The 14,208-nt window shown below is 75.6% G+C and carries 10 protein-coding genes; 6 read left to right on the forward strand and 4 right to left on the reverse strand.

The window, feature by feature from the left end:
• Positions 1–180: 180 nt before the first annotated feature.
• Positions 181–2,145 carry an amylo-alpha-1,6-glucosidase gene (locus ACVWNX_RS24230; RefSeq protein WP_454414917.1) on the reverse strand — a complete coding sequence of 655 codons (1,965 nt, stop codon included), beginning with the start codon at positions 2,143–2,145 and terminating at the stop codon, positions 181–183.
• A 610-nt stretch (positions 2,146–2,755) separates the two neighbouring features.
• Between ACVWNX_RS24230 and ACVWNX_RS24235 the strand changes: the two genes are divergently transcribed.
• A complete protein-coding gene (locus ACVWNX_RS24235) occupies positions 2,756–4,117 on the forward strand; it encodes a cytochrome P450 (RefSeq protein WP_454409875.1) in 1,362 nt (453 codons plus the stop codon).
• A 152-nt stretch (positions 4,118–4,269) separates the two neighbouring features.
• Here ACVWNX_RS24235 and ACVWNX_RS24240 read toward each other — a convergent pair whose 3' ends face one another.
• Positions 4,270–4,866, reverse strand: a complete 597-nt coding sequence (locus tag ACVWNX_RS24240; RefSeq protein WP_454409876.1) for a DUF4291 domain-containing protein — start codon at positions 4,864–4,866, stop codon at positions 4,270–4,272.
• A gap of 468 nt (positions 4,867–5,334) precedes the next feature.
• On the opposite strand from ACVWNX_RS24240, the gene ppdK reads away from it, so the two are divergent.
• The 3 genes from ppdK (at position 5,335) to ACVWNX_RS24255 (ending at position 10,373) form a co-directional block, all read left to right on the forward strand.
• Positions 5,335–8,055, forward strand: a complete 2,721-nt coding sequence (gene ppdK, locus ACVWNX_RS24245; protein ID WP_454409878.1) for a pyruvate, phosphate dikinase — start codon at positions 5,335–5,337, stop codon at positions 8,053–8,055.
• 527 nt (positions 8,056–8,582) lie between these two features.
• A complete protein-coding gene (locus tag ACVWNX_RS24250; protein ID WP_454409879.1) occupies positions 8,583–9,557 on the forward strand; it encodes an oxidoreductase in 975 nt (324 codons plus the stop codon).
• A gap of 126 nt (positions 9,558–9,683) precedes the next feature.
• Entirely contained in the window at positions 9,684–10,373 is a 690-nt protein-coding gene (locus ACVWNX_RS24255) for a hypothetical protein (protein ID WP_454409880.1), read from the forward strand.
• A 767-nt stretch (positions 10,374–11,140) separates the two neighbouring features.
• Here the strand turns inward: ACVWNX_RS24255 and ACVWNX_RS24260 are convergent.
• Together ACVWNX_RS24260 and ACVWNX_RS24265 are read right to left on the reverse strand one after the other, a co-directional pair.
• Positions 11,141–11,809 (reverse strand): class F sortase, encoded by a 669-nt coding sequence (locus ACVWNX_RS24260; RefSeq protein WP_454409881.1) that lies wholly within the window; start codon positions 11,807–11,809, stop codon positions 11,141–11,143.
• A 116-nt stretch (positions 11,810–11,925) separates the two neighbouring features.
• Positions 11,926–12,441, reverse strand: coding sequence for a hypothetical protein (locus ACVWNX_RS24265; protein WP_454409883.1), 516 nt, complete (start codon positions 12,439–12,441; stop codon positions 11,926–11,928).
• Positions 12,442–12,787: 346 nt separating this feature from the next.
• Here ACVWNX_RS24265 and ACVWNX_RS24270 point away from each other — a divergent pair, with 346 nt between their 5' ends.
• Positions 12,788–13,522, forward strand: coding sequence for an NADPH-dependent FMN reductase (locus ACVWNX_RS24270; protein WP_454409885.1), 735 nt, complete (start codon positions 12,788–12,790; stop codon positions 13,520–13,522).
• 99 nt (positions 13,523–13,621) lie between these two features.
• On the forward strand, positions 13,622–14,107 hold the full coding sequence (locus ACVWNX_RS24275; protein WP_454409887.1) for a gamma-glutamylcyclotransferase family protein: 486 nt from the start codon (positions 13,622–13,624) through the stop codon (positions 14,105–14,107).
• Positions 14,108–14,208 lie beyond the last annotated feature (101 nt).

Genomic DNA, 14,208 nt, shown 5'->3' on the forward strand with positions numbered 1-14,208 from the left:
CCCGGGACCGGGGCGCGCGACCCCCGGCCCGCCCGTGTGCCCGGGCCGAGCCCGCCCGTGTGCCCGCCAGGGCGGGCTCCCGCCCCTGCGGCCCTGCGGCCCTGCGGCCCTGCGGCCCTGCGGCCCTGCGGCCCTGCGGCCCTGCGGCCCTGCGGCCCTGCGGCCCTGCGGCCCCGGGGGCTACGTCCCGCCGCCCACCGCCGTGAGCAGCGCCAGCGGGGCGGCCGCCGCGCGGGACTCCCGGACCCGGGCGTGCGGGTAGGGCACCGGCACCGGATGGGTCTGCCGGGAGTAGCCCGCCAGCACCTCCGGCAGCCGTCCGCCGCCCGCCCGCGCGGCGCCCAGCACCCCGCGCGCCACCGTCCGGGCCTCCTCGCGCAGCCCGTAGCGGGCGAGCCCCAGGGCGACCACGGCGTTGTCGTGCGGCCACACCGAGCCCCGGTGGAACGACAGCGGGTGGTACGCGTCCTGCCCGGTGGCCAGCGTCCGCACCCCCCAGCCGGAGAAGAAGTCGGGCGCCAGCAGCCGCCGCCCCACCACCCGCCCGCGCTCCTCGTCCAGCAGTCCCGACCACAGCAGGTGCCCCGCGTCCGAGCCGAGCGCGTCCAGCGGGCGGCCGTCGCCGTCCAGCGCCAGCGCGGGGAAGGCCCGGTCCGCCAGCCAGAAGTCCCGCTGGAACCGGTCCCGCAGCCCGTCCGCGATCCGGGTCAGCCGCTGGGCCCAGCCGGGGTCGTCCCAGACCGTCCGGGCGAGACCGGCCGCCCGGCGCAGCGCGTCGTACGCGTACCCCTGGGCGCCCGCCGCCATCACCGGACCGGTCGCGGGGGTGCCGTCGGCGCGGCAGATCGCGCCGGGGGAGTCCTTCCAGTTCTGGTTGGCGGGCCCGCCCTCGTCCGCCCGGTAGACCAGGTAGCCGTGCGCGGTGAGCCCCCCGTGGTCCAGCAGCCAGCCGACGGCGGCCCGCGCGTGCGGCTCCAGCCGCCGGGCCAGGGACGGGTCCCCGGTGGTCTCGGTGTACGCGCCGAGCAGCACCAGGAACAGCGGGGTCGCGTCCACCGAACCGTAGTAGCGCCCGTACGGCACCTGGCCGAAGTGCGCCAGCTCCCCGTGCCGCACCTCGTGCGCGATCTTGCCGGGCTCGGCGGCGGACCGGTCCGGCCCGTCCCCCCGGGCCTCCCCGGCGGGCGCCTGGGTGGCCGCCAGGGCGCGCAGCGTCGCGGCGGCCGGGGCGGACCGGTACGGGAGGGCGAACAGCGAGGTCAGCAGGGCGTCCCGGGCGAGCAGCGCGGAGAACCAGGGCACGCCCGCGGCCGGTACCCGCAGCGCCTCCCCGTCCGGGCCCTCGGCCCGCACCCGCAGCACCGCCAGCTCCGCGAGCCCCCGGGCGCAGGCGTCCGCCAGCTCCGGCCACTCCCGCAGCTCGGGGACCGGCCGTCCGCGCGTCAACTCCTGGCGCAGCGCGTCGAGTTCACCGGCCGCCTCGGTCGGCGCGGTGGGCAGCGGGACGGTCGGCGGGCCGCCGTGGGGGCGGGCGGCGACCCGCAGCAGCAGCTCGGTGGAGCCGTGCGGCGGCAGCTCCAGCGTCCACACCAGCCGCCGCGCCCCGGTGCCGGTCTCCTCGACGGCGTCCGGCGCGGGCGCGCACACCACCTCGGTACGGGACGCCCAGTCGCCGCGCCGGTAGCCGAAGACGACGCCGTCGTCGGTGGTCTCCCGGGTGCGCACGGCCCCGGTCTTGGTGTAGGTGCGGTGGTCCTGACGGAGTTCGAACGCGTCGGTGAAGTCGGCGTCGACGGTGAGCGCCAGCCGGACCCCGGTGGGCACCGGACGGTTGCTCACCACCCGCAGCGACTCCACCAGTCCCTGCTCGGCGAGCGCCTGTTCGCGCAGCACCGTGACCGACGGCGGCTCCCGCAGGTCACCGCGCGGCACCAGCGCGCAGCGGGCGGTGTCCCCGGGGCCCACCGGGGAGATCACCCAGGGCACGGTGCCGTCCACGGTGAGCTGCCAGCGGCTCAGGTGCCGGGCGTCGCGGACGAAGAGTCCGTCGGGCGCGCCCGTGGTGTGGACCCCGGCGATGTCACCGCCCGGGCCCACGGAGACGAACGCCCCGACGTGCACCAGCACATGACGCGGATCGGTCATCATCGGCTCGCTCCTCATGCCCTCGTCCGGACCGGCACGGGCACCCCGCCCGGCACCGGCACGGGTGCCGGGCCCGCCACCGGGCCGCCGCACGTGGCGGAGCGCGGCGGGGCACACGGGACGGGGCGCGCCGGACGGAGGGGGGTGTGGCCGGGCGAGCCCATTTAACAGGGTGACGCGGTGACCGTGGGGCGGTTCCGGGTGCGCTTCACACTCCCGGTGCGCGCCCCCCGCCCGGGTCCGTACGCCCCCGGCCCACGCGTTTCGCGCCACCCCGCCCGCCCCACCGGAAGCAACCGGAAGGAGACGGGAACAGCGGGAGGGAAGGGGAAACGGAGGGGTGGCGGACGGGAATCGGGTGGAACGAAACGGGCGCGGCCGGAAACACGGGACACGTGAGAGCGCGCAAGCGCACGCAAGTGCACACAGAGGCACACAAGGGTGCGTGGGGCGCACGGAACGCTCATCTGTCCGGTGGACCTGATTACGGGCGTGACCCCGGGCGGTGCGGGGCGGTTGGGCTCCACGGAGCTTTTGGCGCTTCGGAGCTTCGCCCTTGGCGCTCCGGCAGGACCGGGGGGCCCGCCGCGTGGAAACGGAAGGACTTCCGATGACTCGTAGTGAACCGCGACTTCTCGCCCCCGTGCCGGAAGGCAGCGGCCTCTCGGGGGTGCAGGGGGACCCGGGCCCGCCGTACGTGGGGTACGCGCTGCACATGATGCGCGACCCGGTACGGCTGCACCGGGACCGGATGGAACGCTACGGCCCGGTCTCGTGGGGGAACTTCCTCGGCCGCCCCCTGGTCACCGTGCAGGGGCCGGAGGCCGCCGAGGTCGTCCTGACCAACCAGGACAAGGCGTTCGCCTCCGGTCCGGCCTGGGACTTCTTCATCGGCCCGTTCTTCGACCGGGGCCTGATGCTGCTGGACTTCGAGGAACACCTGGCCCACCGCCGGATCATGCAACAGGCGTTCACCCGCGACCGGATGGTGTCCTACCTGGCCCGGGTCCAGGAGAACGCCGAGAAGGGCGTGGCCTCCTGGCGGCCCGGCCGCCACACCCTGCTGCCGCTCTTCCGGCGGCTGGCCACCGACATGGCCATCGACGCCTTCGTCGGCCTGGAGCTGGGAGTGGGGGAGACCCGCCGGGTGGAGCGGGCCTTCACCGAGGCGGTGCGCGCGGGGCTCGCCGTCGTGCGCATCCCGGTGCCGGGGCTGCGCTGGAGCCGTGGTCTGAAGGCGCGCAGGCAGCTGATGGACTTCTTCGTCCGGCACATCCCCGAGAAACGGGCCCGGGGGGGCGACGACCTGTTCGCCGCGCTGTGCACCATCGAGTCGGACGAGGGCGAGCGGTTCAGCGACGCCGAGATCGCCAACCACATGATCTTCATGCTGATGGCCGCGCACGACACCTCCACCATCACCCTGATGTCCATGGCCTACCACCTCGCCCGCCACCCCGAGTGGCAGGAACGCTGCCGGGCCGAGTCGCTGGCCCTCGGCCCCGGGCAGGCGTCCACCGCCGAACTGGACTCGCTGCGCTCGCTGGACCTGGTGATGCGGGAGTCGCTGCGGCTGTGCGCCCCGGTGCCGCTGCTGCCCCGGGTCGCGGTGCGCGACACGGCGGTCCTCGGCTACCACATCCCGGCGGGCTCCCTGGTCAGCCTCACCATCCACACCAACCACCACATGCCCGAGCACTGGCCCGACCCGGAGCGCTTCGACCCCGAACGGTTCGCGCCCGAGCGCCAGACCGAGATCACCCATCCGTACGCCTGGTTCCCCTTCGGCGGCGGCATCCACACCTGCATGGGACGGCACTTCTCCGGCTTCCAGGCCAAGGCGGTCATGCACTGCCTGCTGCGCTCCCGCGCCTGGTCCGTCCCCGACGACTACAACTGGGACCTCGACTTCTCCACGCTGCCGGTGCCCCGGGACGGCCTCCCCGTGACGCTGAGCGAGCTGGCCACCTGAGACCGGGCACCCGCCGGGGCCGCCGCCGGAGCCCGACCGTCGAGGACGGCCGGGCCCCCGCGCCGGCCCCGCCCGCGCGTCCGGCCCCGGAAGCCCGTCGCCTTCCCGCCGTAGCTCCCTGCCGCAGCTCCGCCATAGCTCTCCGCCGCCGCTCACCGCAGGTGGTCCAGGAGTCCGTCCGGCACCGGGTAGGGGGGCTCCTCGGGCAGCAGCCGCCGGGCGGCGTCCGTCTCCCCGTCCCGCACCAGGGCGTGGACCCGGTGCGCGAGCGGGGTGACGTCGGCGACGGAGACGATCCACTCGTCCGCGTAGCGGTGCGCGGCCTCGCCGGTCAGCCCGAGCTGGAGCGAACGGTGCGGCAGCGGGTTCAGCCGCAGGTCCCGTTCGGGGTCCCACTGCACCCGGGCCGGGGCCCGCTCCAGCCGTCGCCGCCAGTCGGCACGGTCGGTGTGCGGTCCGCGCGCGTAGTGCGTCAGACAGGCGCGCTCCAGCGCCCAGAGGAAGCCGTCCCGGGTGATCTCGACGGCGAGGACGGTCTCCTGGCCCTCCTTGGCGCCCCAGCCGCAGCGGTACATCATCCACAGGAACGACGGCTTGATCCACGTCATCCGGTTGCGCCGCCAGGTCTCCGGGAAGCGGCCGTCCCGGGCCGCGGGCACCCCGATCTCCGGCGGATACGCCTGGTAGACGGTGACCGTGGAGGCCGTGTGGCGGGCACGGATCCGGTACGGGGGTTCGGGTTCTGTCACGGGCACCAGGGTGGGGCCGGGTGCGGACGGGGTGCCAGCGAATTACCGGGGCCGGGTCCGCGGGGTGCGGCCGGGACCGGACGGGCACCCCCTCCGCGCGCCGTCCGGATGGTGGAACGCGCCCGGGAGGGTGACGTGATTCTCGCCACCCCTGAGAGGTGGTGTGCTCGAATGAGCGAATCTACTTCCAGAAGGGGTGGCACTGAGTGTCACGCCGCCCTCTTTCAGTGTCTGAAATCAAATGTCGATGCAGCCGCTCATTTGAGCTTCCTGTGTCATGTTCAGGTTTCGCTGGCTTCAAGAGGTGAACGCGGGAGCGGTTGACGATCGCCCTCGGAAGACTTTCGATCTGCTGGCGGAAGAGTGGTTGCGGCCGTATGACAGTCAGGTGGACGTACCGAGAAGCCTTTGATCTGGGTATGTTCCTCGCCGTCAGGGCAGTCAACGAGTCCTTGGGGAGTCGAACCCGTGTCGGAAAACAAAGGGCCTCAGGTAGCGAAGTTCGTTTACGACTTCACTGAGGGCAACAAGGACCTCAAGGACCTGCTCGGCGGGAAGGGCGCGAACCTCGCCGAGATGACCAACCTCGGACTGCCCGTTCCCCCCGGGTTCACCATCACCACCGAGGCGTGCAAGGTCTACCTGGACAGCGGCGAGGAGCCCGCGGCACTGCGTGACGAGGTCTCCGCCCATCTGGCCGCCCTGGAGGAGCGGATGGGCAAGCGGCTCGGCCAGCCGGACGACCCGCTGCTGGTCTCCGTGCGCTCCGGCGCCAAGTTCTCCATGCCCGGGATGATGGACACCGTCCTCAACATCGGCCTCTCCGACGCGTCCGTCCTCGGGCTCGCCGCCCAGGCCGGGGACGAGCGGTTCGCCTGGGACTCCTACCGGCGGCTCATCCAGATGTTCGGCAGGACCGTCCTCGGCGTGGACGGCGAACTCTTCGAGGAGGCGCTGGAGGAGGCCAAGGCCGCCAAGGGCGTCGAGGACGACACCGACCTGGCGGCGGCCGACCTCAGAAAGCTCGTCAAGCGCTTCAAGAAGACCGTGCGCGCCGAGGCCGGACGGGAGTTCCCGCAGGACCCCCGCGAGCAGATGGACCTCGCCGTCAAGGCCGTCTTCGAGTCCTGGAACGGCGACCGCGCCAAGCTCTACCGCCGCCAGGAGCGCATCCCGCACGACCTCGGCACCGCCGTCAACGTCTGCTCCATGGTCTTCGGCAACCTCGGCCCCGACTCCGGCACCGGCGTCGCCTTCACCCGTGACCCGGCCAGCGGACAGCAGGGCGTCTACGGGGACTACCTCCAGAACGCGCAGGGCGAGGACGTCGTCGCGGGCATCCGCAACACCGTCCCCCTCGCCGAGCTGGAGAAGCTCGACCGGGACTCCTACGAGCTGCTGATGCGGATCATGGAGACCCTGGAGAACCACTACAAGGACCTCTGCGACATCGAGTTCACCATCGAGCGCGGCAAGTTGTGGATGCTTCAGACCCGGGTCGGCAAGCGCACCGCCGGGGCCGCGTTCCGGATCGCCACCCAGCTCCTCGACCAGGGCCTCATCGACGAGCCGGAGGCGCTCCAGCGGGTCACCGGGGCCCAGCTCGCCCAGCTGATGTTCCCCAAGTTCGACGAGGAGGCCCGGGTCGACCGGATCGCCCGGGGCATCGCCGCCTCCCCCGGCGCCGCCGTCGGCAAGGCCGTGTTCGACTCGTACACCGCCATCAAGTGGTCCCGCTCCGGCGAGAAGGTCATCCTCATCCGCCGCGAGACCAACCCCGACGACCTCGACGGCATGATCGCCGCCGAGGGCATCCTGACCTCGCGCGGCGGCAAGACCTCGCACGCCGCCGTGGTGGCCCGGGGCATGGGCAAGACCTGTGTCTGCGGCGCCGAGGAACTGGAGGTCGACACCAAGCGGCGGCGGCTGACCGCCCCCGGCGGGATCGTGGTGGAGGAGGGCGACGTCGTCTCCATCGACGGCTCCACCGGCAAGGTGTACCTCGGCGAGGTGCCCGTGGTGCCGTCCCCCGTGGTCGAGTACTTCGAGGGCCGGATGCACGCGGGCGCCGACGACGCCGACGAACTCGTCGTCGCCGTCCACCGGATCATGGCCTACGCCGACCGGGTGCGACGGCTGCGGGTGCGCGCCAACGCCGACAACGCCGAGGACGCGCTGCGCGCCCGCCGGTTCGGCGCCCAGGGCATCGGGCTCTGCCGCACCGAGCACATGTTCCTCGGCGAGCGCCGCGAGTACGTCGAGCGGCTGATCCTCGCCGACACCGACGAGGAGCGCGAGTCGTCCCTGGAACGGCTGCTGCCGTTGCAGAAGCGGGACTTCGTGGAACTGTTCGAGGCGATGGACGGCCTGCCCGTCACCGTCCGGCTCCTGGACCCTCCGCTGCACGAGTTCCTCCCCGACATCACCGAGCTGTCGGTGCGGGTCGCGCTCGCGGAGTCCCGCCAGGACGCCAACGAGAACGATCTGCGGCTGCTCCAGGCCGTCCACCGGCTGCACGAGCAGAACCCGATGCTCGGACTGCGCGGGGTGCGGCTCGGACTCGTCATCCCCGGACTCTTCGCCATGCAGGTGCGGGCCATCGCGGAGGCCGCCGCCGAGCGCCGCGACGCCAAGGGCGACCCCCGGGCCGAGATCATGATCCCGCTGGTGGGCACCGTCCAGGAGCTGGAGATCGTCCGGGACGAGGCCGAACGGGTCATCGCCGAGGTCGAGCGGGCCCGTGGCGTCGACCTCAAGCTCGCCCTCGGCACCATGATCGAGCTGCCCCGGGCCGCGCTCACCGCCGGACAGATCGCGGAGGCCGCCGAGTTCTTCTCGTTCGGCACCAACGACCTGACCCAGACCGTGTGGGGCTTCTCCCGCGACGACGTGGAGGCCAGCTTCTTCACCGCGTACCTGGAGAAGGGCATCTTCGGGGTCTCCCCCTTCGAGACCATCGACAAGGACGGCGTCGGCGCGCTGGTCCGGGACGCCGTCCGGGCGGGCCGGGCCACCCGCCCCGACCTCAAGCTCGGGGTCTGCGGCGAGCACGGCGGCGACCCGGAGTCCGTGCACTTCTTCCACGAGGTGGGGCTCGACTACGTGTCCTGCTCGCCGTTCCGGATCCCCGTCGCCCGGCTGGAGGCCGCCCGCGCCGCCGACGAGTCCGAGGGCAGCGACCACCGCTGACCCCCTCCCCGGCTCCGGGGCCGCCGCCGGTCACCCCTCACCGGCCGGTGGCGGCCCCGGTCCACCACCGGGGCCGCGCCCTGTGCGGGGGCGCCGCCCCGGCCGGTGCCGCCCCGCGCGCCCGGCGGCGGCGACCGGAGGAGTCCCCCTTCCCCGGGACTCCTCCGGCGCCCCGGCCCCGGGCGCGCGGGGCGGCGCCCGTTCTCCCGCCGTTGGCGTCGTCACGGTCACGGTCGCCGCCGTGGGAGACGGTGACCGGTGTCCACGGGGCGCGTGCGCACCGGCGCCCGTTCCGCCCGCCGGGCGCGTGGCCGCCCGTGTACCGGCGCGCACCGGTCGTACGCCCGCCCGCACCCGTTCGCGCCCCGCCGTCGTCGACCGTCGCCGCCCCCGGGTCCGTACGTCCGTTCCTGGACCGGACGGCCGCGCGGGGGAGTGGTCCGCCACGGCCCGGGGCAGGCTCCGATGGGCGCGTCCCGCCGGTGGCCCCGCGACGGGAGCCCCGTCACCTCACGAGGAGCACCGTCATGGACGGCTGGAGCGAGCACGACATCCCCGACCAGAGCGGTCGTACGGCCGTCGTCACCGGGGGCAACAGCGGGATCGGCCTGCACACCGCCCGCGCGCTCGCCCGGCGCGGCGCCCGGACCGTGCTGGCCTGCCGCGACGAGGCGCGCGGCGCCGCCGCCCGGGACCTGCTGCGGGCCGCCGCCCCCGGCGCCGACATCGAGTGCGCCCCGCTCGACCTGGCGTCCCTGGACTCCGTCCGCGCGTTCGCGGACGCCTTCCTCGACGGCCACGACCGCCTCGACCTGCTGATCAACAACGCCGGGGTGATGGCGCTGCCGCACCGGCTCACCGCCGACGGCTTCGAGACCCAGTTCGGCGTCAACCACCTCGGCCACTTCGCGCTCACCGTCCGGCTGGCGCCGCTGCTGCTGGCCACCCCCGGCGCCCGGACCGTCACCGTCTCCAGCCTCATGCACCACACCGCCAACGTCGACATCCACGACCTCAACGGCGAACGCGGCTACCACCGCTGGACCGCGTACAGCCGCTCCAAGACCGCCAACCTGCTCTTCGTCCACGAACTCGCCCGGCGGATCGCCGCCCACGGCGCCGACACCGTCGCCGCCGCCGCGCACCCCGGGTACGCCCGCACCAACCTCCAGTCCGCCGCCCCCCGGATGCGGGGCAGCCGGGTCTCGGCCCGCCTCTTCGAACTGGGCAACCTGCTCGTCGCGCAGAGCGCCGCCGCCGGGGCGCTGCCCACCCTGTACGCGGCCACCGCCCCGGGCGTGCGGCCCGACTCGTTCACCGGACCCCGGCTGCTGGGCTGGCGCGGCGCCCCCGGACCGGCCCGCCGCGCCCGGTGGACCACCGACGACCGCGCCTCCGCCCGGCTGTGGGAGGAGTCCGTCCGGTTGACCGGGGTCACCTGGCCGGGCCCGGAACCGGCGACCGGGTCCGGGCCGCCGCCCCCGGCCGCCCCCACCCCCTGACGGCGCCGCTGACCGGGCCCGCCGCGCCTTCCGTTCCGTCATGGGCTCGTCAAGGCTGGGCGCCCGTGGGTCAGCGAACCGTCAATCCCGCTGACGCGCCCGTGCCGTCGTTCTACCGTGCCCTGCATGGGATCTGACAGGACCTCGTACGAGGACGAAGAAGGCGACGACCCCGACGACGGCACCACGGGCACCGCGGGCGTCACGGACCCCGGGGCCTGCCCCGGCTGCGCGGGGCACCGGGGGCGCGGCGGGGCGCTCGACTGGGTGGCGTTCGACCCGGTGGTCACCACCCGCCAGGGGCCCGACCACGCCCCCCGCGTCGCCGCCGACCGCCGCTGGGCCACCGACCGGCGGGACGCCGTGTGCTGCGCGCTCGCGTTGCTCGCCCTGATCGGCCTGGTGGACGCGGGCAACGGCAGCCTCACGGTGGCGCGCGCCGCGCTCTGGGCGGCCCTCTCGCTGCTGCTGTACGCCGTGCTGCACCCGCCCCTGGTCACCGCCGGGCCCGGCTGGCTCGCGGTGCGGGGCCTGTGGCGCACCCACCGGGTCGCCACCGATCTGCTGGTCTCCGTCCGGCACGGGGACGGCCTCCAGCCCCGGCTGGTGCTGCGGGACGCCCTCGGCAACCGGGCCGAGGTCGACCCCAAGGTGCTCGCCGACAACCCCTTCCTGTGGCACCGGCTCGACACCGGCGCCCGGCACGCCCGCGCCAACGGACTGCTGCGCACCGGCACCTCCGTCCTCCAGGACATCGGCGCCCGGCTGGACGCGACGGAGGCCCGCGCGGTGTTCGAGGCCTCCCGGCTGAGCTGACGCTGCTCCCGCCCGGCGGGCGGGAGCGGCGGCCCCGGCCGGGTCGGCTCCCGGTCGGTCCGCGGCGGTGTTCCCGGCTGACGCGCGCCCGCCCGGCCCGGTGACGGATCTCCGTCCGGGACGGATCTCCGTCCGCCGGGCCCGGCGGACGTCCGTCAGCCCGGTCCGGCGGGCCTGCGGGTGCGGGTGGGGTGCGCTGCGGTCGCCTTGGCCCGGCCTGGCCTGACCCGGTGCGATCCGGCCCGGTCCGGTCGGTGGGTGTCCACCGGCCGGGTGGCACCGTCGGTCCGGTGGTGCTTGGCGGACCGGCCCTGGGTCCGGTAGGGCGGCGGGACGGCTAACGGCGGCCGGGACCCCCGCGCCGTGGGTCCGGCCGTCGGTGCCGGGTGTTCCGCCCGTCCGCCGACGGGGACGTCCGGTGGGGCCGCCTCAGGTCAGGAGCGCGTCGTCACGGGGCCGGGCCCGGTCCGGTCTCCGGTGGCCGTTCCGGCGGTCCGGTGCGGTGGACGCCCGGCCGGTCCGGGTCGGTGGGCGTCCGTGCGCCGGGCGCGAGCGGGTGGCCGTCGGCCCGGTGCGGACCCGCACGTCCGACCCGGCCCGGTCTCCGGTGCGATCCGTCCGGTGGACACCGTCCGGTCCGGTGGGCGGCTGGTGGCCCGGCCCCGGGCCCGGTCCGGTCCCCGGCGGGGCGCTTCGCCGGGCGGCCCGGCGCCCACCCGGCCGGTCCGCTCCGGTGGGCGCGCGGATGGCCGTCGACCCGGCGCGGTTCAGCGGACGTCCGTCAGCCGGGCGAAGACGACCACGTTCCCGGTGTACCCGGTCCGCTCGGAGTACGGGCCGCCGCAGGTGATGACCCGCAGCTCCGGGCCGGGCGCGGGGCCGTAGACCCGCTCGTCGGGGAAGTCGTCGGCCGGGTGGACCTCGACGGCGGTCACCGTGAAGACGGCCACCGTGCCGTCCCGGCGGTCGATCTCCACGGTCCGGCCCCGTTCCAGCGCGCCGAGCCGGTAGAACACGGCGGGCCCGGCCGCGTTGTCGACGTGTCCCGCGACGACGGCCGTCCCCCGCTCGCCCGGGGTGGTCCCCGCCTCGTACCACCCGGCCAGCCCGGGCCGGTCGGGCGGCGGCGCGTCGAGGCCGCCGTCCGCGGTCAGCCGCAGACCCGTCAGCGGGGCGTCCACCCCGATCGAGGGGATGCGCACCCGGTCCGGCGGCGACGGGGGCAGCGCGGCGGCGGTCCGTCCGGCGTCCCCCGGCAGCGCGCGGGCGGACTGCGCGGCGGACGGCTGCGGCGGCGGGGCGCCGGTGCCGCCCAGCAGCCACACCCCGGCGGCCAGGGCCAGCGCGGTGCCCCCGGCTATGAGGGCGTCCCCGCGCCGCCGGGCGGCGCGGGACGACGGGAGCCGGACGGCGGCCCGGCGGGCGGGTGTGCGCATGACGGTCCCCCTCGGGTCGCTGAAACCGTTTCGCTGCCCCCTCCGGCCCCGGCGAGGGGCCGCGGGACCGGAGGGGGAGCGGCTGGCGGTACCGGTCGGACGGCGGAGTCCGTCCGTCAGATCCCGTCGCCTCTCGCCCGGCGATGCAGGAGCCAGGTACCGCCCGCGGCGGCGACGGCCAGTGCCGCCACGCCCGCCGCGGTCCGTGCGGGGTCGGGGCCCAGGGCGCCGCCGACCCCCGTGTCCACGTGTCCCCGCGGATGCGCGGGGAGGGCCGCCGCCCCGTCCAGCACCACCGCCAGGTCCACCGTCCGGAGCGTGCCGTCCGCGCACCGCACGGCGATCTCGTAGGTGCCGGGCTGCGCGGAGGGCGGCACCTCGAACCGTCCGGTCCAGGGTTCCCCCCGGTCGCCGGGCGCCAGGGCGACCGCGCCCGCGCCGACCGCGCTGGCGTCGCCCGTCGCGGTGCCCGTCCCGCAGCCGTCGGTGCGCAGCGTCACCGGGTCGCCCGGTTCCACGGCGGCGGGGGAGAGCGTGGTGCCGCCGCCGTCCCCGCCCCGCGCCGGGGCCGCGGCGAGGCCCGTGAGGGCGAGGGCGCACGCGGCGGCGGCCAGCGGACGGGCAGGGCGCATGGATCACTCCTCGGCCGACGCGTCCGGCGGCCCCCAAGTGCCGCTGTTTCGGTCACGTCCTCGCACCACGAGGGAACGGCCCCGCGCCCCGTCCCGCCTCCCGGCGCGACGTCCCGAACGTCGGCGAACGGCTGACGGCGGCCTGGATCGGGTCCTTGTTTCAGCAGGTCAGGGCGGTTCCCTGGGAAATCGTCACGGAGCGGGCACGGATACCGGTGAACGGGTGACGGGCGGCCGACGCGGGTCGCCCTGACGCGGTGGCCGGGGCGCGGAGCGACCGGATCGGGCCATCCGCCGCTGAGGGCCACTTGACCTCGACTTTGGTCGAGGTAACAACCTCTCGCCCATGACCACCCAGCGGAACGACCCCGCCGCCCCCGTTTCCCCCGCCGCTCCCCTTTCCCGCACCGACTCCGTTCCCTCCGACTCCGTGGAGACCTCCGTGTCCATCGGGAACCCCGTGCCCGGGGCCGGGCCGGACGGTCCCGCCGCCCCGGACGGTCCCGGGCCCCTGCGGGTCGCCGTCGTCCTCGGCAGCAACCGGGAGGGCCGCTTCGGGCCCGTCATCGCCCGCTGGCTGCTCGACGAGATCGCCGTCCGGCCCGATCTGCGCGCGGAACTGGTGGACGTCGGCGCCGTTGAACTGCCCACCTCGCTCACCGGCCGCCCCTCCGCCCACGTCACCGCCGAACTCTCCAAGGTCACCCCGGCGCTCGCCGCCGCCGACGCGTTCGTGGTGCTCACCCCCGAGTACAACCACTCCTTCCCCGCCGCCCTCAAGAACCTCATCGACTGGCACTACGCCGAGTGGCACGCCAAGCCCGTCGGCTTCGTCTCCTACGGCGGGATCTCCGGCGGACTGCGCGCGGTGGAGCACCTCCGCCAGGTCCTCGCCGAACTGCACACCGTCACCGTCCGCGACACGGTCTCCTTCGCCCACGCCGGGGCCCTGTTCGACGACTCCGGACGGCTGCGGGACCCCGCCGGGCCGGTGGCCGCCGCCAAGACCCTGCTCGACCAGCTCACCTGGTGGGGCCTGACCCTGCGGGAGGGCCGGGACAAGCGCCCCTACCGGACCTGACCCCGGCTTCCGCCCCGCCCCGGCCGACGGTGACAATCGCACCGGAGGCCGGGGCGCCGGGCCCGCCTCCGCCACCGACGAGAGGACGGGCCCACCGACATGACCAGCGACCCGCAGGGCGGCCACGACCCGCGGGGCACCGCCCCGCTGCCCTTCTTCGTGTACGGCACCCTGCGCCCCGGCGGCACCTACCACGACAGCCATCTGCGGGACGCGGTCGCCGCCGCCGTTCCCGCCCGGCTCACCGGCGCCGCCCTCTACGACGGCCCCGGCTACCCCTACGCCCTCCCCGCCCCGGCCCCCTCCGAGGTGCTCGGCGAACTCGTCACCGCCCGTCCCGCCGACTACCCGGCACTGCTCGCCGCCCTCGACGAGCTGGAGGACTACGCGGGACCCGGCGATCCGCGCAACGAGTACGACCGGCTGACCCGGGACGTCTCCCTCCCGGACGGCACCACCGCCCGGGCCTGGGTCTACCTCGCCGCCGCCCCGGTGGCCGACCGGCTGCGCCGCGCGGGCGTCCCGATACCCGGGGGCGACTGGCTCGCCCACGACCGGGCCCGCACCCGCACCCCCGCGCCCTGACCGGACGGTCCGCCGCCGGTGCGGGGCCCGGCGGAGGTCCCGCACGGGGTCCGCGTCCCGTACGGGGGCCCCGTCCCCCCAGGCCGGACGGGCCCCTCCGC

It is taken from the genome of Streptomyces sp. JNUCC 64 (assembly GCF_054484115.1).